This is a genomic window from Brevundimonas sp. (assembly GCF_035626975.1).
In the GTDB taxonomy this organism is placed as follows: Bacteria; Pseudomonadota; Alphaproteobacteria; order Caulobacterales; family Caulobacteraceae; genus Brevundimonas.
Genome location: NZ_DASPMQ010000037.1, coordinates 46,462 through 65,048 on the forward strand (window position 1 = coordinate 46,462; position 18,587 = coordinate 65,048).

Annotated in this window: 17 protein-coding genes; 16 read left to right on the forward strand and 1 reads right to left on the reverse strand. The window is 70.3% G+C overall.

Features of this window, described 5'->3' with window-relative positions; translation table 11 throughout:
* The first annotated feature begins 23 nt into the window (after nt 1-23).
* Nucleotides 24-1,043 carry a cysteine synthase A gene (locus VEB62_RS09450; protein WP_324798515.1) on the forward strand — a complete coding sequence of 340 codons (1,020 nt, stop codon included), beginning with the start codon at nt 24-26 and terminating at the stop codon, nt 1,041-1,043.
* Nucleotides 1,044-1,820: a sulfite exporter TauE/SafE family protein gene (locus VEB62_RS09455; protein ID WP_324798517.1), complete on the forward strand. Its 777-nt coding sequence runs from the start codon at nt 1,044-1,046 to the stop codon at nt 1,818-1,820. It abuts the gene before it with no gap.
* Here VEB62_RS09455 and VEB62_RS09460 read toward each other — a convergent pair.
* A complete protein-coding gene (locus VEB62_RS09460) occupies nt 1,817-3,100 on the reverse strand; it encodes an alginate export family protein (protein WP_324798519.1) in 1,284 nt (427 codons plus the stop codon). The two genes, VEB62_RS09455 and VEB62_RS09460, sit on opposite strands and share 4 nt — an antisense overlap.
* 298 nt (nt 3,101-3,398) lie before the next feature.
* On the opposite strand from VEB62_RS09460, the gene VEB62_RS09465 reads away from it, so the two are divergent.
* The 14 genes from VEB62_RS09465 to VEB62_RS09530 all read left to right on the forward strand — a co-directional run bounded on the left by VEB62_RS09465 (nt 3,399) and on the right by VEB62_RS09530 (nt 18,585).
* Nucleotides 3,399-4,379: a siroheme synthase domain-containing protein gene (locus VEB62_RS09465; protein WP_324798522.1), complete on the forward strand. Its 981-nt coding sequence runs from the start codon at nt 3,399-3,401 to the stop codon at nt 4,377-4,379.
* 1 nt (nt 4,380) lies between these two features.
* Nucleotides 4,381-4,974 carry an ANTAR domain-containing response regulator gene (locus VEB62_RS09470; RefSeq protein ID WP_324798525.1) on the forward strand — a complete coding sequence of 198 codons (594 nt, stop codon included), beginning with the start codon at nt 4,381-4,383 and terminating at the stop codon, nt 4,972-4,974.
* Nucleotides 4,971-6,107 (forward strand): CmpA/NrtA family ABC transporter substrate-binding protein, encoded by a 1,137-nt coding sequence (locus VEB62_RS09475; protein WP_324798527.1) that lies wholly within the window; start codon nt 4,971-4,973, stop codon nt 6,105-6,107. Before VEB62_RS09470 ends, VEB62_RS09475 begins: the two co-directional genes overlap by 4 nt.
* A 104-nt stretch (nt 6,108-6,211) precedes the next feature.
* Nucleotides 6,212-6,364, forward strand: a complete 153-nt coding sequence (locus tag VEB62_RS09480; RefSeq protein WP_324798530.1) for a hypothetical protein — start codon at nt 6,212-6,214, stop codon at nt 6,362-6,364.
* 100 nt (nt 6,365-6,464) lie between these two features.
* Nucleotides 6,465-8,210 (forward strand): dihydroxy-acid dehydratase, encoded by a 1,746-nt coding sequence (ilvD, locus tag VEB62_RS09485; protein ID WP_324798533.1) that lies wholly within the window; start codon nt 6,465-6,467, stop codon nt 8,208-8,210.
* Nucleotides 8,211-8,215: 5 nt separating this feature from the next.
* A complete protein-coding gene (ilvC, locus tag VEB62_RS09490) occupies nt 8,216-9,223 on the forward strand; it encodes a ketol-acid reductoisomerase (RefSeq protein ID WP_524536811.1) in 1,008 nt (335 codons plus the stop codon).
* A 3-nt stretch (nt 9,224-9,226) separates the two neighbouring features.
* Complete coding sequence (gene ilvG / locus VEB62_RS09495; protein WP_324798538.1) at nt 9,227-10,930, forward strand: acetolactate synthase 2 catalytic subunit; 1,704 nt, start codon at nt 9,227-9,229, stop codon at nt 10,928-10,930.
* A 2-nt stretch (nt 10,931-10,932) separates the two neighbouring features.
* Nucleotides 10,933-11,193, forward strand: a complete 261-nt coding sequence (locus VEB62_RS09500) for an ACT domain-containing protein (RefSeq protein WP_324798541.1) — start codon at nt 10,933-10,935, stop codon at nt 11,191-11,193.
* Nucleotides 11,190-12,419 (forward strand): 2-isopropylmalate synthase, encoded by a 1,230-nt coding sequence (locus tag VEB62_RS09505; protein ID WP_324798544.1) that lies wholly within the window; start codon nt 11,190-11,192, stop codon nt 12,417-12,419. Before VEB62_RS09500 ends, VEB62_RS09505 begins: the two co-directional genes overlap by 4 nt.
* Nucleotides 12,403-13,371, forward strand: a complete 969-nt coding sequence (locus VEB62_RS09510) for a branched-chain amino acid transaminase (RefSeq protein WP_324798546.1) — start codon at nt 12,403-12,405, stop codon at nt 13,369-13,371. Before VEB62_RS09505 ends, VEB62_RS09510 begins: the two co-directional genes overlap by 17 nt.
* Nucleotides 13,364-14,821, forward strand: a complete 1,458-nt coding sequence (leuC, locus tag VEB62_RS09515; protein WP_324798548.1) for a 3-isopropylmalate dehydratase large subunit — start codon at nt 13,364-13,366, stop codon at nt 14,819-14,821. Before VEB62_RS09510 ends, leuC begins: the two co-directional genes overlap by 8 nt.
* On the forward strand, nt 14,814-15,398 hold the full coding sequence (gene leuD, locus VEB62_RS09520) for a 3-isopropylmalate dehydratase small subunit (protein WP_324798551.1): 585 nt from the start codon (nt 14,814-14,816) through the stop codon (nt 15,396-15,398). The genes leuC and leuD overlap by 8 nt, the downstream gene beginning before the upstream one ends.
* Complete coding sequence (gene leuB / locus VEB62_RS09525; RefSeq protein WP_324798554.1) at nt 15,398-16,498, forward strand: 3-isopropylmalate dehydrogenase; 1,101 nt, start codon at nt 15,398-15,400, stop codon at nt 16,496-16,498. Before leuD ends, leuB begins: the two co-directional genes overlap by 1 nt.
* A 341-nt stretch (nt 16,499-16,839) precedes the next feature.
* Complete coding sequence (locus VEB62_RS09530; protein WP_324798556.1) at nt 16,840-18,585, forward strand: amino acid kinase family protein; 1,746 nt, start codon at nt 16,840-16,842, stop codon at nt 18,583-18,585.
* Nucleotides 18,586-18,587 lie beyond the last annotated feature (2 nt).

Below are 18,587 nucleotides of genomic sequence, written 5' to 3' on the forward strand. Positions count from 1 at the left end.
TCTCGTTTCCCGGATACATCACCTTGGCGTTCCGTCGTTCCATTATCGACCTGATCGGTCAGACCCCGCTTCTGCGGTTGAACCGCCTGTCGGACGCGACCGGGTGTGAGATTCTCGGCAAGGCGGAGTTCCTGAACCCCGGCCAATCGATCAAGGACCGGGCCGCCCTGTCCATCGTTCAGCGGGCCCGGGCCTCCGGCGAACTGCGCCCGGGCGGGACTATCGTCGAGGGCACCGCCGGCAACACCGGGATAGGACTGAGTCTGGTCGGCGCCGCGCTGGGTCACCCGGCCGTTATCGTCATGCCGCGCACCCAGTCGGAGGAAAAGAAGCTGGCCTTGCGGGCGCTGGGCGCCCGGCTGGTCGAGGTGGATGCGGCGCCCTTCTCCAGCCCCAGCCATTTCGTCCATCACTCGGCCCGTCTGGCGCGCGAACTCGACGCCGAACTCCCCAACGGCGCCTTCTGGGCCAATCAGTTCGACAACATCTCCAACCGCCTTTCCCACTACGAAGGGACCGGCCCGGAGATATGGGAGCAGACGGACGGCCGTATCGACGGTTTCGTCAGCGTCGTTGGATCCGGCGGCACCCTGGCGGGGGTCGGGAGTTTCCTCAAGGAACGCAATCCCGGAATACAGGTCGCCCTCGCCGACCCGGCCGGCGCCTCGCTCCATAGCTGGTTCACCCGCGGCGAGATGAAGTCCGAAGGGTCCTCGATCACCGAGGGTATCGGGGTGGCCCGGATCACCGGGAACCTCGAAGGCTTCACGCCCGACCACGCCTACCGGATCGAGGACGCGGAGTTCCTGCCGGTTCTCTTCGACCTGATCCGGGAGGAAGGTCTGTCCCTCGGCGGATCGAGCGGCGTCAACCTCGTCGGCGCCGCGCGGCTCGCCCGCGAACTCGGCCCCGGCAAGACCATCGTCACCCTGCTGTGCGATCCGGGCATCCGCTACGCCTCGCGGTTGTTCAATGTGGAGTATCTGTCGGCGCGCGGCCTGCCGACGCCGGACTGGTTGACGCCCGGTCGGGCGATCGCCTGAATGCAGGATTTCCTGTTGTTCGCCGCCGTCGGTTTCGCCGCCCAGATCGTCGACGGGGCGCTGGGCATGGCTTTCGGCGTAATCTCCTCGACCCTGCTGCTCAGCCTCGGCACGCCGCCGGCCGTGGCCTCGGCCAGCGTCCATGCCGCCAAGGTGTTCACCGGAACGGCGTCAGGCCTGTCCCATCTCGCCCAGGGCAATGTCCGCTGGTCGCTGTTCTGGCCGCTGGCTGTCGGCGGCGTCATCGGCGGGGTGATCGGCGGCGTCTTCCTGACATCGGTGGACGGCGACCAGATCAAGCCCTGGGTGCTGGGGTGGCTCGCGCTGATGGGGCTGATCATCCTCGTGCGGTCCACCCGGGAAATCCGGCTTCGACACGTTCCCATCAGAGGCGCCGCCCCCCTCGGCCTGGTCGGCGGCTTTCTCGACGCCCTGGGCGGCGGCGGCTGGGGCCCGACGGTGACGACCACCCTGGTCAGCGTGGGCGAGCCGCCACGCCAGGCCGTGGGATCCGGCAACGCCGCCGAGGCCGTCGTCGCGGCCGCGGTCTCGACCACCTTCATCGTCGCCCTTGTGACCGGCCATTGGCGGGACCTCGATGACCTGAGGCAATACGGGACCTCGGTGGCGGGCCTGATCGCCGGGGGCGTCGTCGCCGCGCCGCTGGCCGCCCATATCGCCCGGGCCCTCCCGGTACAGCCCTTCGCATGGCTGATCGGCGTACTGATCCTGCTGTTGGCGGCCATCCAGTTGGTGGGCCCCCTGCTCGGCCTCTAGGGCTGCAAGGCCCACTCCAGCTGGACCCAGGTCTTGCGGACATCGACCTGGAAACCGTCGGCGTCATAGTCGGCGTATTTGACCGTGACCGTGAACGGGCCCGGCTTGAAGCTGACCAGGGCGTCCCATTCCCGGCCATAGCCGCGGTCGCCGCCGGAACTGTCGAAGTCGTGGAAGGCCAGGCTTGTCGCCAGCCCGGGCAAGGCTTTCACGCCCGGAAGCGGCCGGGCGAGGGTCAATGACAGGTCGCGCAGGCCCTCGGGCGGTGTGGTCAGGAACACATCGGCCCAGCCGTTGAACTTGTGCAGGGTCGCCAGTGGCGTCTGCAGACCGCGCCCCTGATCCGACCCCAGATCTTCAAGGCCGGCGGTGAGCCTGAACCCGGCCACGGTGGTCGCCGCTTCGAGCAGGACATAGTCCGCCGCATAGTCCGAAGGGTTTGTCCCGGCGTCGGTCTGGCGCGCATAGCTGGCTGTCAGGGAGACGGGCTCCAGGCCGGGCACGGGAACGGCGCCGTTGACGCGGACACCCCAGGTGTCGCTCGAGTTCATCGCCTGCAGCGGGTCGTCGAAGTCGAGCAGATAGGCGAAGCCCTTGATGGTGACGGGTCCCGCGGTTCCGCCGGCGCCGAGAAGGACGAAGTCGCCGGACCAGGCGCGCCGGGGTCCCGCATCCGAGCCGAGGATGGTGCGTTGCGAAGAGCTGTAGGCCAGATCGAGCTTCAGGCCCCCGAGGCGGCCCTCGGCCCGGACCGCGTCGAACGTCTGTTCGTTCTGGCGCCAGCCCGACGCGCCGACGAAGCGCTGATCGTCGAGGATTATCTTCTGGCGCCCGACCGTCACGGTCAGGGGCGCGGTGGCATAGCGAACCTGCAGCCGGTTCAGCTCGAAGGTCTCGGGATCGGCCACATTGGCGAAGGGCTCGACGCCGTTGGTCGGGATGGTGTCATTGTAGTCGTCGCGCAGGGCGACCGTCGCCTCCCCTTCCGCAAGCACCGACCAGGACCGCCTTGATATCTCGACGCCGGGGCGGACGCGCAGGGTCGCGGCCCGGGCGTCGGTGAGCGGCGCGTCGCGGTCAACGGCCTCGTATCGCAGCCGGGTGTCGAGCAGCGGCTTGAAGACGACGCCCTCGGACGCCGCCGCCGGAGCCGTCTGGGCGAGGACCGGGCTTGTCAGGGCGGCCAGACAGGTCGCGGCGGCGACCGTCGGCCAGAGGGCGCGCTCGCGGCCCGGAAGACGGCCCGCCGGCCGATTGGTGACTTCTGCGGAACCGTCCATCGCGTCGCTCCAGAAACGAAAAAGGCCGCCATGCGGACGCTGGTTTCCCAGCGCCTGCATGGCGGCCTTGCCAATCATCGATCACCCCGAAAGGTGCGATGGCCCGACCTCCCGACAGCGGGCGACCGGACGATATTTGCGCGGGCGACCTTGCCCGACCCCCGAACGGTGCCTCGTTCCCGGCGGATCGGCAAGCCTAAATATTGCACTGCAACAAAAAACCCCTTCCCGTCGTCCGGATTTTGCGCCCATCATCGCGCGCCCGCTTTTTTCGCGCCCTCCCAGGAGCCCGCCGCCCATGCGTGTCTTCCTCGCCGCCCTGCCGATGGACCCCGCCCGGGTGGTGGTCGTCGGCGTCGGCGAGCCCGCCCTGGCCAAGCTGCGCCTGTTCCTGACCACGCGGGCGACGCTGGTCTGGTTCGCCCCGGGCGAGGCGCCGGCGGCCGAAGCCGTGCCCCGCTCCGCCCCCGCGCCCGAGCGCCGCACGCCCGGTCCGGCCGACTTCGCCGGGGCCCGCCTGGTGTTCATCGCCGTGGAGGACGAGGCCGAGGCCGCGCGCCTCGCCAGCGAGGCGCGGAGCGCGGGAGCCTTGGTCAATGTCGTCGACCGGCCGGCGCTGAGCGACTTCCACACCCCTGCCCTGATCGACCGCGACCAGGTGGTGGTCGGCATCGCCACCGGCGGCGCCGCCCCGATCCTCGCCCGCGACCTCCGCGCCCGGATCGAGGCCGTCGTGCCCGCCTCCGTGGGCGTTCTGGCGAGTCTGGCCGGCGAGTTGCGCGACACGGTCAAGGCCTCGATCCCCGACTTCCTCGCCCGCCGCCGGTTCTGGGAACGGGCGTTTCGCGGCGCCGCGGCGGATCTGACCGCGGCCGGGCGTCTCGACGAGGCTCGCCGCGAAATCCTGCGCGAACTCGCGGCGTCGGAGCCCGGCGCCGGGTCGGTGGCCATCGTCGGCGCCGGCCCCGGCGACCCGGAGCTGCTGACCCTCAAGGCCCTCGCCATCCTGCAGGACGCGGACCTGCTGATCCATGACAACGCCGTCGGCGAGGCGATTCTGGCCCGGGCGCGGCGCGATGCGTCGCGGGTTTCGCTCGGCCCCGCCGGCGCGACCTCCGAGGTCGAGGCCGCGGCCCTGATGATCCGCGAGGCGGCCTCCGGATGCCGGGTGGTCCGCCTGCACGCCGGCGATCCGGGCGAGGCAGGACGACGCCAGAAGGCCGTCCTTGAAGCCGCGGGGGTCGTCGTCATCGTCGTCCCTGGCCTGGCCGACGGCTGACATGCGTATCGCGATCGTCGATGACAGTGGACTGCGCGCCAGCATCCTGAAGGATGGACTGGTCGAGGCGGGCTATGACGATATCGAGGTCGTCGCGCCGCACGGCGCCTTCGTCGCCCGGCTCGAGCGCATGGCTCCCGACATCGTGCTGATGGATCTCGGCGATCCGAGCCGCGACGCGCTTGAGGAGATGCTGGCCGTCAGCCGCGCCCTCGCCCGCCCCATCGCCATGTTCGTCGATCGGTCCGACGAGGCGATGATCGGGGCGGCCATCGACGCCGGCGTCTCGGCCTATGTCGTGGACGGCCTGCGCAAGGAGCGGGTCAAGCCGATCCTCGAGCTCGCCATCCGGCGGTTCAACGCCTTCTCGGCGATCCGGGCCGAACGCGACGAGGCCCGGTCCGCCCTGGCCGACCGCAAGATCATCGACCGGGCCAAGGCCATCCTGATGCAGGGACGCGGCCTGTCGGAACCCGACGCCTATGCGCTGTTGAGGTCGACGGCGATGAACCAGGGGCGCAAGCTGGTGGAGGTCGCCGAAGCCCTGATCACCGCCCACGCAATGCTCGACCCGCCCCAAGGAGGCGCCCGGTGATCCCGCTTTCCGTCGCCTTCCTGCCTCTCACCGACAGCGCCATCCTGGTGGCGGCGAAGATGGGCGGCTTCGCCGAGGACGAGGGCCTCGACCTGACCCTTGTGCGCGACACCTCCTGGGCGACAGTGCGCGACCGGCTGGTCTACGGTCAGGTGCAGGCGGCCCACATGCTGGCCCCGCTCGCCGTCGCCGTGACCCTCGGCCTCAGCCAGCAGCCGGCGCGGATCCTGGCGCCCTTCCGGCTGGGCGCGAACGGCAACGCCCTGACCCTGGCCCCCGATTTCGCCGCGGCGCTGGATCCCGCGCCCCGCAATCGCGTCGAGGATCCGGTCGCCACGGCGCATGATTTCGCCTCGGCCATCGGCCTGCACCGGCGCAAGCCGGTCATCGGCGTGGTTCACCGCTTTTCGAGCCACGCCCTGATGCTGCGCTACTGGCTGGCGACGGCGGGGGTCGATCCGGACCGCGACATGACCCTGCGGGTCCTGCCTCCGTCGCTGATGGTCGAGGCGCTGCGGGCCGGAGAAGTCGACGGCTTCATGGCCGGCGAGCCCTGGGGCAGCCTGGCTGTCGCCGAAGGCCTGGGCGAGATCGCCGCCCTTGGGGTCAATCTCTGGCGCCGTGGCGTCGAAAAGGTCCTTGCCGTTCGCGCCGACTGGGCCGAGGCCCATCCGGAGACCCAGGACCGCCTGATCCGGGCGCTCGACCGCGCCGCCGTCTGGTGCGACGACCCGGCCAATCACGCGGTCCTCGCCCGGATGCTGGCCCATCCCGACCACCTCGGCCTGGCGCCGGAGCGCATCCTGCCGGCGCTGGAAGGCCGCCTGATCCTCCAGCGCGGAACCCCGGCGGTCGAGGCGCCGGACTTCCTGATCCTGCATCGCGCGGGCGCCAACGCTCCGTCCCCCGAGCACGGGCTGTGGATCTACGCCCAGCTGGTCCGCTGGGGCATGGTTCCGGCGGGCCCTGAGGCCCAGGCGGCGGCCGCCGGCCTGTTCCGCCCGGACCTGTACCAGCGGGCGCTGGGCGTCGGCCCGGCCGCCTCGCCGGCGTTCGACTTCTTCGACGGACGACGGTTCGATCCGGCTGACGTCGACGGCTATATCGCCAGCTTCGGAGTGGCGGAAAAATAGTGCGTGATTTCGGGGCGATGGGCCAAACCATGCATTTTTTCACCAAACCCATTGTGCGACGCGTCAAACGATGTTTCTATGGGCTTCTCCCCAAGAGGCTCCCAGTGACCGCCAACACCCGTTCCTTCCCGCGCACGAGCGCCGCTTCCGCGGCGGCCTTCGCGCGGCCGGACGTCGGCCTGACGATCAACAGCATTGCGATTCTTGCGGTACTTCTCGTCCTCCTTACCGGAGCGGCGTGGACGCTAGTGACCTGACCTAATCTCACCTCAGGATCGCCCGCAGCCACCCGCTCCCAACAGGAAGCGGGTTTTTTGTTGCGCGCGGTCCGGATCTTTCCGGAACCGACACTTCGCAATGACGCAAAATTTCACCCCGAAAGACAGGCCCGCGCCGAACGCGCGCAGCCGCGCCGTGACGGCCGGTCCCAGCCGCGCCGCCGCGCGCAGCTATCTGCGCGCGGCCGGCATGCAGGACGCCGATTTCGACAAGCCGATGATCGCGGTGGTCAACACCTGGTCCTCGGTCACCCCGTGCAACATGCATCTCGACCGGCTGGCCCGGGACGTGCGCGCCGGGATCGTCGCGGCGGGAGGATATCCGGTCGATTTCAACACCATCGTGGTCACCGACGGCATCTCGATGGGCACGCCGGGCATGAAGGCCTCGCTGATCAGCCGCGAGGTCGTCGCCGACTCGATCGAACTGGCCGTTGAGGGCCACCAGCTGGACGGCGTCGTCTGCATCGTCGGCTGCGACAAGACCATCCCGGCCGCCGCCATGGCGCTGGCGCGCATGGATATCCCGGGCCTGGTCTATTACGGCGGCACCATCCTGCCGGGGACCATCGGCAGCCGCGACGTCTCGGTGCAGGACATCTTCGAGGCCATCGGCGCCCACGCCGCCGGGGCGCTGGACGACGCCGGCCTGAAGGCGGTCGAGAGCGCCGTCTGTCCCGGCGCCGGCGCCTGCGGGGGCCAGTTCACCGCCAACACCATGGCGATGGCCCTGACGGTGATGGGCCTGTCGCCGATGGGCGCCAACGACGTGCCCGCCGTCGACCCCGCCAAGGCCGCCGAGGGCGAGCGTTGCGGCCGTCTGATCGTCGAGCGCGTCCACGCCGGCGACACGGCGCGCAAATACATCACCCGGGCCAGCCTGAAGAACGCCGCCGTCGCCGTCTCGGCCTCGGGCGGATCGACCAATGCGGTGATGCACCTGACCGCAATCGCGGTCGAGGCCGGCGTCCCCTTCGGGGTCGAGGACTGCCATCAGGCCTGCGTCGAGGCGCCGGTCATCTGCGACCTGAAGCCGGGCGGGCGCTTCCTGGCCAGCCACCTGTACGCCGCCGGCGGCACGCGCCTGGTCACAAAACGCATGGCCGAGGCCGGCAAGATCGTGAACACCCCGACGGTGTCGGGCGAGACCCTGTTCGCCGAGGCCGGCAAGGCCGAGGAAACCCCCGGCCAGCAGGTCGTCACTGACTTCGACACCCCGATCATGGACCGCGGCAGCTATGCGGTCATCTACGGCGACGTGGCTCCCGACGGGGCCGTGATCAAGCTGACCGGCCACGCGGTCGACCGGTTCGAGGGACCGGCCTGCGTCTTCGACAGCGAGGAAGACGCCTTCCAGGCCGTACAGGACGGCTCGGTCGGCGAAGGCGACGTCATCGTCATCCGCTACGAAGGCCCCCGGGGCGGCCCCGGCATGCGCGAGATGCTGCAGGTCACTGCTGCCCTGAAGGGTCGCGGCGTCCACAACGTGGCCCTGATCACCGACGGTCGCTTTTCCGGCGCGAGCTACGGCTTCGTCGCCGGACATGTGTCGCCCGAAGCGGCGGCCGGCGGGCCGATCGCCCTCATTCGCGATGGCGACCGTATCGCCATCGACGTCACCAACCGCCGGATCGACGTTGACGCCGATCTGGCGAAGCGCCGGGCGGAGTTCACGCCCCAACGCCTCCGCCCGGCGCACGGAGTCTTCGCCAAATACCGCGCGTCCGTGGCCTCGGCCGCGCAGGGCGCCGTGACCATCCCGAACCCGCCCCCGGTCCAGCGTCCCGCCGGAACCGCCGCCCAAACCGCCCGAGAGAACGCCTGATGCCCATCACCATCTACACCAACGACGACATCCGGCCCGGCGCCATCGCCGGTCAGCGCATCGCCGTCATCGGCTACGGCTCGCAGGGCCGGGCCCATGCCCAGAACCTGAAGGACTCCGGCTTCGACGTGGTCGTCGGAGTCCGCGAGGGCGGCAAGGGCTGGAGGAACGCCACCACCGACGGGGTCCCGACGGCCGAACCGGCCGACGCGGTCCGGGGCGCCGACATCATCGCCGTCCTGACCCCGGACATGGCCCAGGCCGACGTGTACCGTGACATCATCGCGCCGAACGCAAAGGCCGGCTCGGCCATCCTGTTCGCCCACGGCTTCTCGATCATCTATGGCCGGGTCCAGCCCCGCGAGGACATGGACGTCATCCTGGTCGCGCCCAAAGGGCCGGGCGATCTGGTCCGCCGCGAATACGCCCGGGGTCGCGGGGTACCCGCCCTGTTCGCCGTCGAGCGCGACGCCACCGGCAAGGCCCGTGACCGCGCCATGGGCTACGCCCGGGGCATCGGCGGCGCCACCGGCGGCCTGCTGGAGACCACCTTCCGCGAGGAGACGGAGACCGACCTGTTCGGCGAACAGGCCGTCCTGTGCGGCGGCGCCAAGGAGCTGGTCATGTCCGGGTTCAACACCCTGGTCGAAGCCGGCTACCAGCCCGAAATCGCCTACTTCGAGTGCATGCACGAGCTGAAGCTGATCGTGGACCTGTTCTACGAGGGCGGCGTCACCAGGATGAACGAGTTCATCTCGGAGACGGCCAAGTGGGGCTCGGTGAAGTCCGGCCCGCGGGTCATCAACGACGAAACCCGCGCCCGGATGAAGACCATCCTGGACGAGATCCAGTCAGGCCAGTTCGCCCGCGAATGGATCGCCGAGAACGAGGCGGGCAAGCCCCGCTACGACGCCTGGGTCAAGGCCGACAGCGAGCAGCCGATCGAGACCGTCGGCGTCCGCCTGCGCGAGCGGATGGCCTGGCTGAACGCGACCAAACCGGAAGCAGCCTGAGCCATGAACGCCGCCGCCGCCCTGAAACCCACGCCGGTCACCGCGCCTCGCAGCGGCGCCCGCCTGCTCGTCTCCACTCTGGAACGGCTGGGGGTGGAGGTTGTGTTCGGCTATCCGGGCGGCGCCATCATGCCGGTCTACGACGCGCTGGCCGGATCTTCGCTGCGCCACATCCTGGTGCGGCACGAACAGGCCGCCGCCTTCGCCGCTGACGCCTATGCGCGGCGAAGCGGGCGGGTCGGCGTGTGCATGGCCACCTCGGGACCGGGGGCGACCAATCTGATCACCGGCATCGCCAATGCGATGATGGATTCGGTGCCGATCGTCTGCATCACCGGCAACGTCGCCCAGGGAGTCATGGGCACGGACGCCTTCCAGGAGATCGACATCCTGGGCGTCACCCTGCCGATCGTGAAGCACTCGATCCTGGTCCGGCACCCCGCCGACATCCCGGCCGCGGTCGAGGAGGCCTTCCACATCGCCGCCTCGGGCCGTCCGGGACCGGTGCTGATCGACCTGCCCAAGGACGTGCAGGTCGGCCAGACCAGCGACGACTTCGGCTTCCACTATCCGAACGCGGTCCAGACGGTCGATCACGACGCGATCGCCGCCGCCGCGCGGGCTATCCGCGCCGCCGAGCGGCCGCTGATCTACATCGGCGGCGGGGTGAAGATCGGGCGCGCGACCGCGCAGGTCCGCGCCTTCGCCGAAGCGACCGGCATCCCCTCGATCTCGACGCTGAACGCGCTGGGTACGATTCCCACGGGGGCCCCGGGCTTCCAGGGCATGCTGGGCATGCACGGCACGCGCGCCGCCAACGAGGCGGTGCAGGAGGCCGACCTGCTGATCGTCTTCGGCGCCCGGTTCGACGACCGCGCCACCGGCAAGCTGGCCGAGTTCGCCCCGCATGCCCGGGTCGTGCATTTCGACGTCGACGCCTCGGAGGTCGGCAAGCTGCGCGACGCCAATGTGGCCGTCGTCGGCGAACTGGCTCCGGGGGTCGAGGCGCTGACGGCGCTCCTGGCCGGCGCTCGCCTGACCATCGATCCGTGGATAATCCAGTGCGCCAGCCGGGTCGCGGGCACGGCCTTCCGCTATGACGCCCCGGGCGAAGGCGTCTATGCCCCCGCCCTGCTGAAGGCGATATCGGAGGCCGCGGGCGACGCCTTCGTCGCGGCTTGCGATGTCGGCCAGCACCAGATGTGGGCGGCGCAGCACTGCAGTTTCTCGCGTCCCGAGGCCCACCTGTCGTCGGGCGGGCTGGGGGCGATGGGCTTCGGCCTGCCCGCCGGCATCGGCGCCAAGCTGGCCGATCCCGACGCGACGGTGGTCGTCATCGCCGGCGACGGCGGCTTCATGATGAACGTGCAGGAACTGGCGACCCTGCGGCGCTACGGCGTCGCGGTGAAGGTGCTGCTGCTGGACAACAGCTCGCTGGGCCTCGTGCGCCAGTGGCAGGAGCTGTTCTTCGACGGCAACTATTCCGAGGTCGACCTGTCCGACAATCCGGACTTCGTGAAGGTCGCCGAGGCGTTCGGCGTCGAGGCCTTCCGAATTAGCCGGCGCGAGGAGGTCGAGGCGGGAATCGCCCGACTGCTGGCCGCCGACGGCCCCTGCCTCGCGCACGTGATCATCGATCCCCGGGAGAATGTGTGGCCGCTGGTCCCGCCCGGAAAAAACAACGCCGAAATGATGGAAGGCGCCTGACCATGACCGCTGACACCCTGCACCTGCATATCGACCGCGCCGACGGCTCGCTCCAGCGGCTGATCGGACTCATTGAGCGCCGGGGGTTCCACATCGACGGCATGACCCTGAGCGACGAGGGCCACGGCCGCCGTGTCCAGATGGCCGTGCGCGGACGCGACGAGGGTCGCAGCATCGAGACGCTGGGCTGCCAGATCGACCGCCTGTTCGGCGTCACCCGCCTGTCCTCGCCGGCCGCCTTCCATCGCGAGGTAGCGGCATGACCCGGGTCCAGCAGACGATCGCGGCGGATCCGGACCGGGTAATCGTCTTCGACACCACCCTGCGGGACGGAGAGCAGGCGCCGGGGTTCTCGATGGGGCCCGCGGACAAGGTGCGGATGGCCGGGGTGCTGGCCGCGCTGAAGGTCGACGTCATCGAGGCCGGCTTCGCGGCCGCCTCGCCCGGGGACGAGGAATGCGTGCGCCGCGTCGTTGGTGAAGTTGAAGGCCCTGTCTTCTGTTCGCTGGCCCGGGCCAACGAGGCCGACATCGACGCGGCGTGGCGCTCCCTGCGGGGTACGGACGAGCGCCGCGTGCACATCTTCCTCGGGACCAGCCCGATCCACCGGACAGCCAAGCTGAGAATGAGCAAGGCCGAGGTGCTGGCCGCCGCCGAACGCTCCGTGGCCTACGCCCGCACCCGCTTCGAGGATGTCGAGTTCAGCCCCGAGGACGCCATCCGCACCGAGCCGGAGTTCCTGGCCGAGGTGTGCGAGGCCGCCGCCGCCGCGGGCGCCACGACGCTGAACATCCCGGACACGGTCGGCTACGCCACGCCGGGCGAGGTCGGCGACATTTTCCGCACCCTGATCACCCGGGTCCGGGCGCGGTTCCCGCACGTGGTCTTCTCAGCCCACTGCCACGATGACCTCGGCATGGCGGTGGCCAATTCGCTGGCGGCGGTCGAGGCCGGCGCCCGCCAGATCGAAGGCGCGATCAACGGCATCGGCGAGCGCGCCGGCAACGCCTCGCTTGAGGAAATGGTCATGGCCCTGCGCACCCGCGCGGATCGCTTCGGCCTGCACACTGCCGTCGACACCACCCAGCTGGTGCGCGCCAGTCGGCTGCTGAGCGAGATCACCCACACGCCAGTGGTGCGCAACAAGGCCATCGTGGGCATCAACGCCTTCGCCCACGAAGCCGGCATCCATCAGCACGGCATGCTGGCGGACGCCTCGACTTACGAAATCATGCGGCCCCAGGACGTCGGTTTCGAAGGGTCCTTCTTCGTACTCGGCAAGCACTCGGGCCGTCACGCGGTGGCCAAACGCGCCGAGGCCCTGGGCCGTCCCGTCAGCGGCCAGCATCTGAGCGACGCCTTCGCCGGATTCAAGCGCCGCGCCGACGAGATCGGCGAGATCAACGATCACGAACTGCTGGCGATCATCGAGGCCTCGCGTCCGGCCGCCACCGTCCAACAGGAGTACGCCTATGCGGCCGCTGGCTGAGCACATCTGGGTCAATGGCGCACTGACGCCCTGGGCCGACGCGAAGATCCATGTGATGAGCCACGCGCTCCACTACGGCACCTCGGTGTTCGAGGGCATCCGCGTCTATGACACGCCGAAGGGGCCGTGCGGCTTCCGCCTGACCGACCATGTGCGCCGCCTGTTCGACAGTGCCCGCATGTATCACTTCGTTCTTCCGTACACGGAAGACGAGCTGGTCGAGGCCTGCCGGGAGGTGGTGCGCTCGACCGGCCTGAAGTCGGCCTACATCCGCCCGATCGCCTTCCTGGGCCAGTGCGGCATGGGAGTGACGCCGGCGCCGGAGAACATGAACGTGGACGTGGCCATCGCCGCCTTCCCGTGGGGCGCCTACCTCGGCGAGGAAGCGCTGGAGAAGGGCGTCGACGCCTGCGTCGCCAGCTGGTCGCGGATCGCGCCGAACACCGTACCCTCGGGCGCCAAGGCGGGCGGCAACTATCTGTCGAGCTATCTGATCGGCCGCGAGGCCCGGGTCGGCGGCTTCGGCGAAGGCATCGCCCTGGGCACCGACGGCCGGCTGTCGGAAGGCGCGGGCGAGAACCTGTTCGTCGTCAAGGACCGCGCGATCATCACGCCGCCGGCCGCGGCCTCGATCCTGATGGGCATCACCCGCGACAGTGTGCTGAAGCTGGCGCGCGGACTTGGCTACGAGACCCGCGAGCAGATCCTGCCGCGCGAGGCGCTGTACGTCGCAGACGAAATCTTCATGACGGGCACCGCGGCCGAAATCACCCCGGTGCGCTCGGTCGACGGCATCCCGACCCGCGCCGCCGGTCCGGGACCGGTGACGAAGGCGGTCAACGCCGCCTTCCGGGGCCTGTTCGACGGGAGCACGCCCGATCGCTACGGCTGGCTGGAACCGATCGCGGCCGCCGCGCCAACCTCCGCCCGCGCGGAGCCGGAATATGCCTGAGACCCTGTTCGACAAGGTCTGGAGCCGCCACGTGGTGGCGGCGGAGACGCCGGACACTCCGGCGGTCCTCTACGTCGACCTGCATCTGGTGCATGAGGTCACCAGCCCGCAGGCCTTCGCGGAGATCGAGAGCCGCGGGCTCAAGGTCCGTCGGCCGGACCGGACCTTCGCCACCCTCGATCACTCCACCCCGACCCTGCCCGCCGATGCCAGCGGCGAGCGCCCCTACCATACCTCCGCCTCGAAGGCGCAGGTCGAGGCGCTGGAGGCGAACTGCCGGCGCCACGGCGTGTCGCTGGCCGGCTGGGACAGCGAGGACCGGGGCGTGGTGCACGTCATGGGTCCCGAGCTGGGCCTGACCCAACCCGGCATGACCATCGTCTGCGGCGACAGCCACACGGCCACGCACGGGGCCTTCGGCGCCCTCGCCTTCGGCATCGGCACCAGCGAGGTTGGCCATGTGCTGGCGACGCAGTGCCTGCTCCAGCGCAAACCCAGGACGATGCGGGTCACGGTCTCCGGACAGCTGCAGCCCGGCGTCTCGGGCAAGGACGTGGCCCTGGTCATCATCGCCCGGCTGGGCTTCGGCGGGGGCACCGGTTTCGTCATCGAATATGCCGGCGAGGCCATCCGGTCGCTGGACATGGAAGGACGGATGACCGTCTGCAACATGTCGATCGAGGCCGGCGCCCGGGCCGGCCTGATCGCGCCCGACGCCAGCACCGTCGCCTGGCTCAAGGGCCGCAAGCATGCGCCGCGGGGCGAGGCGTTCGACCGCGCCGCCGCGGATTGGCTGTCCCTGCGCTCGGACGACGGCGCGGTGTTCGACGCCGAGGTGGAGATCGACGGCTCGGCCATCCGACCGATGGCCACGTGGGGCACCACGCCGGACGCCGCCTCGGCCATCGGCGACCCCGTTCCCGCGCCGCGCGACGCGTCGGGCGAGAAGGCGCTCGCCTACATGGGCTTCGCGCCCGGCGATGCGACCACCGGCCACCCGGTCGACGTGGTCTTCATCGGCAGTTGCACCAATGGCCGCCTGCCCGACCTGCGCTCGGCCGCCGAGGTCCTGCGCGGCCGCAAGGTCAAGCCGGGGCTGCGCATGCTGGTCGTCCCCGGCTCGGAGGCCGTGCGCCGCGACGCCGAGGCGGAAGGGCTGGACCGGGTGTTCATCGAGGCGGGGGCCGAGTGGCGGATTCCCGGCTGCTCGATGTGCCTGGCCATGAACGGCGACATGGTCGCGCCGGGACAGCTGGCCGTCTCCACGTCCAACCGCAATTTCGAAGGCCGGCAAGGTCCGGGCTCGCGGACCATCCTGGCCAGCCCGGCGACGGCGGCGGCGACGGCGGTCATGGGGGTTCTGACCGACCCCCGCGCCTTCCTCGAGGAGGCGGCCGCCCTCAGGCAGACGGGCGCCGCGCGCGAACCTGCGGGAGTCCACAATGCCTGAGCCGCTCCGCACCCTGACTTCGAAGGCCGTGGTCCTGTCGCAGTCCAATATCGACACCGACCAGATCATTCCCGGCCGTTTCCTGTCCACCACGACGCGTGAGGGACTGGGCGCCCACGCCTTCCACGACTGGCGCTATGAAGCCGACGGATCGCCGAAACCCGAGGCCGTGCTGAACCGGATCGATCCGGCCGAGAGGCGCATCCTGCTGGCGGGCTCCAACTTCGCCTGCGGTTCGTCCCGGGAACATGCTCCGTGGGCTCTGCTGGACTACGGCTTCCGGGCCGTCGTCTCGACCGGGATCGCCGACATCTTCACCTCCAACGCGCTGAAGAACGGCCTTCTGCCGGTCGTGGTCGACCAGGCGACCTGGGACGATCTCGCCGCCCACGCCGACCAGCCCGTCACCATCGATCTGGAGGCCTCGACCATCCAGCGGGGCAACGCCGCGCCCGTCGCCTTCGTGGTCGAGCGCTTCGCGCGCCAGTGCCTGCTGGACGGGGTCGACACCCTCGGCTGGCTCCAGAACCGCCTGCCCGCCATCGAAGCCTTTGAACGCCAGAAAGAAGCTCTGTGATGCCCGCATCCAAGACCTATGACATCGTTGTCCTGCCCGGCGACGGCGTCGGCCCGGAAGTCACCCACGCGGCCCAGGCTGTCCTGACCGTCATCGGCGACTTCTTCGGCCAGCGCTTCCGCTTCCACGAACACCTGATCGGCGGCGCGGCCATCGACGCGACCGGCGATCCCCTGCCCCCGGAGACGGTCAGCGCCTGCCTGGGCGCCGACGCGGTGCTGCTGGGCGCCGTCGGCGGACCGAAGTGGGACGGCGGCAAACGCCGGCCCGAAGAAGGTCTGCTCGGCCTGCGCAAGGCCATGGGCCTGTACGCCAACCTGCGCCCGCTGCAGGTCTCGCCGGTGCTGGCTCACCGTTCGCCGCTGAAGAAGGAGATCGTCGAAGGCGTCGACCTGATCGTGTTCCGCGAACTGACCGGCGGCATCTATTTCGGGGAAAAGACCCGCACCGCCGACCGCGCCACCGACCTGTGCGTCTACACCACGCCGGAGATCGAACGCATCGCCCGCGCCGCCTTCAAGACCGCCCAGCAACGGCGCGGCAAGGTGACCTCCGTCGACAAGGCCAACGTCATGGAAACCAGCCGCCTGTGGCGCGAGGTGGTGACCCGCGTCCACGCCGAGGAGTTCCCTCGTATCGAACTGGAGCACGCCCTGGTCGACTCCATGGCCATGCATCTGATCCGCAAGCCCCGCGAATACGACGTCATCCTGACCGAGAACATGTTCGGCGACATCCTGTCGGACGAAATCTCGGTGCTGGGCGGTTCGATCGGTCTGCTGCCCTCGGCCTCGCTGGGCTCGGGCGGACCCGGCCTGTTCGAACCGATCCACGGCTCGGCCCCGGACATCGCCGGCCAGGACAAGGCCAACCCCGTCGGGACCATCCTGTCGGCCGCCCTGCTGCTGCGCCACAGCCTGGGGCTCGAGGACGAGGCTGGCTCGATCGAGGCCGCCGTCGCGGCGGTCCTGTCGGCCGGCGCCACCACCGCCGACCTCGGCGGAACCCTGGGCACCCGCGCCGCAACCAACGCGGTCATCGACGGCGTCCGGGCGATCCACTGGGCCGCCGCCCACCGCGTCCAGATGCACTGGGCCTGAGAGGTGAAACCGTGCTCCGAAAGACGCATGCGCCGCCGCATCCGCAATTTTCAACCTTATGGGTTGACGGAGCGACGTCTTTTCCGTCAGCCTTGATCCGAACCGAACTGAGCAGGTCTCCCGTGAACCGTCTCGACGCCCGCATCGCCTCCGCCTCGACCGCCTCGCGCGGCGGCGCGGCCCTGCGCGCCATCATCGGTACCGGTATGACCACCACCACGCCTCCGGCGGGGACAGGTTAGCGCGCACCGAAGCTCAGGAACGCACAGACCCAACCCCGCCTGGAAAGCTCCAGGCGGGGTTTTTCTTTTCTCCCTCCCCCTCTCCGAAAGTCCCCTCCCATGTCCGCCAGTCTCGCCCTCCTCGACCGCCCCCTCCAGAAACCGTCGCCCGCCGCCGCCTCGCCGGTCGTGGTGATGAAGTTCGGCAGCTCCGTGCTGGTCGATCCCGCCGACGCGCCCAAGGTCGCCTCCGACATCTACGCCGAGGTCCGCAAGGGCCGCCGGGTCGTCGCCGTCGTCTCCGCCCTCGCCGGCGAAACCGACCGGTTGCTGGGAGAGGCCCGCGCCCTCGGCCTCGCCCACGACAACGCCCTTCTGCCCGCCTATGTGGTGCAGGGTGAGGAGCGCGCCGCCGCCCTGGTGGCGCTGGCCTGCGACCGCGTCGGCCTGAACGCCTCCACCCTGTCGGTGCGCGACCTCGGCCTCGTCGCGGAAGGCCCGTGCGAGCACGCCCGCCCGGTGGCCCTTGACCGCGCCGCTCTCGAAGGCGCGCTGCTGAAGCACGAGGTGGTCGTGGTGCCCGGCTTCGGCGCCCTGTCGCCGGAGGGCCTGGTCGTGCTGCTGGGCCGCGGCGGTTCGGACCTCAGCGCCCTGTTCCTCGCCGCCGAACTGGGGCTCGACAGCGTCCAGCTGGTGAAAGATGTCGACGGCCTCTACGACCGCGACCCCAACGCCTTTCCCGACGCCCGCCGTTACGACCACGCCAGCTGGGCCGAGGCCAAGGCGCTTGGCGGCGGCCTGGTGCAGCCGGATGCGCTGGACCTCGCCGAGGCCCGCGGCCTGAAGGTCGAGGTGCGCAACTATCTGGACGGCCACCGCACCGTTGTCGGCCCGCTCAGCGCGCCGCCGCGCGCCGCCCTGCCGCGCCGCCGGCTACGGGTAGCCGTCGCCGGCTGCGGGGTTGTGGGTGGCGGGGCCCTGGCCCGGCTGCTCGTCGATCCGCGGGTCGAGGTCGTCGGCGTGCTGGTCCGCGATGTGGCCAGAAGCCGCGACGTGCCCGGCGCGGCGCCCGGCCGTCTGGACCCGCTGCTGGTCACGGATGCCGGGGCCTTGCTCGATCGTCGTCCCGATATCGTGCTGGAGGCCCTGTCCGAGGCCGGCGCGGGCCACGCCGTGATCCGGGCCGCGCTTGAGCGGGGAGCCGACGTGGCCACCGCCAACAAACAGGCGGTCAGCCTCGACCCGGCCGGCCTTCTGGCGCTGGCCCACGCCCATGGCGCACGGCTCCTGTGGTCAGCCTCGGTCGGGGGTGGCGCGCCCATGGTCGAAGCCGTTCGCGAGGTCCGCGCCCAAGGCCCGGTCGCGGCCTTCGAGGCGGTTCTGAACGGCACCGTCAACTTCATGCTGGATCGTCTCGGCGACGGGACTCCCTTCGACCAGGCGCTCACGGAAGCCCGCGCCGCCGGCTTCGCCGAGGAGGACCCTTCAGCGGACCTTGAGGGCCTCGACGCCCTCGCCAAGGTGCGGCTGCTGGCCTTCGAGGCGTTCGGCGAGATGCCCGACGAGGCCGACATCCCGCGCGATGTTCTACACCCCGCGTCGCTCCCGCCCGCCGGATCGCGTCAGGTCTGTCGCTGCGAATGGAAAGACGGCAAGCTGTTCGCCTCGGTCCGTCTGACGGCGGGGCCGCTGGACCCCCTGTTCGGGGACCTGAAGGGAGAGGGCAACGCCTTGAAAGTGGTTTCCCGGGATGGGTCGGTGGTGCGTTGTCGGGGACGCGGCGCGGGGCGCTGGGCCACGGCCGAGAGCCTGCTGGCGGACCTGTCGGACATCGCGGCGCGCCGCCTCGCCCTCGAATCGGCCTGAAC

Bases quoted from the DNA above. Each gene is read 5' to 3' on its own strand.
- VEB62_RS09470 (WP_324798525.1), top strand. From the start codon at position 4,381: ATGCGTATCGCGATCGTCGATGACAGTGGACTGCGCGCCAGCATCCTG.
- VEB62_RS09530 (WP_324798556.1), top strand. From the start codon at position 16,840: ATGTCCGCCAGTCTCGCCCTCCTCGACCGCCCCCTCCAGAAACCGTCG.
- leuD (WP_324798551.1), top strand. From the start codon at position 14,814: ATGCCTGAGCCGCTCCGCACCCTGACTTCGAAGGCCGTGGTCCTGTCG.
- ilvD (WP_324798533.1), top strand. From the start codon at position 6,465: ATGACGCAAAATTTCACCCCGAAAGACAGGCCCGCGCCGAACGCGCGC.
- ilvG (WP_324798538.1), top strand. From the start codon at position 9,227: ATGAACGCCGCCGCCGCCCTGAAACCCACGCCGGTCACCGCGCCTCGC.
- VEB62_RS09510 (WP_324798546.1), top strand. From the start codon at position 12,403: ATGCGGCCGCTGGCTGAGCACATCTGGGTCAATGGCGCACTGACGCCC.
- leuC (WP_324798548.1), top strand. From the start codon at position 13,364: ATGCCTGAGACCCTGTTCGACAAGGTCTGGAGCCGCCACGTGGTGGCG.
- VEB62_RS09505 (WP_324798544.1), top strand. From the start codon at position 11,190: ATGACCCGGGTCCAGCAGACGATCGCGGCGGATCCGGACCGGGTAATC.
- VEB62_RS09455 (WP_324798517.1), top strand. From the start codon at position 1,044: ATGCAGGATTTCCTGTTGTTCGCCGCCGTCGGTTTCGCCGCCCAGATC.
- VEB62_RS09465 (WP_324798522.1), top strand. From the start codon at position 3,399: ATGCGTGTCTTCCTCGCCGCCCTGCCGATGGACCCCGCCCGGGTGGTG.
- VEB62_RS09460 (WP_324798519.1), bottom strand. From the start codon at position 3,100: ATGGACGGTTCCGCAGAAGTCACCAATCGGCCGGCGGGCCGTCTTCCG.
- VEB62_RS09500 (WP_324798541.1), top strand. From the start codon at position 10,933: ATGACCGCTGACACCCTGCACCTGCATATCGACCGCGCCGACGGCTCG.
- leuB (WP_324798554.1), top strand. From the start codon at position 15,398: ATGCCCGCATCCAAGACCTATGACATCGTTGTCCTGCCCGGCGACGGC.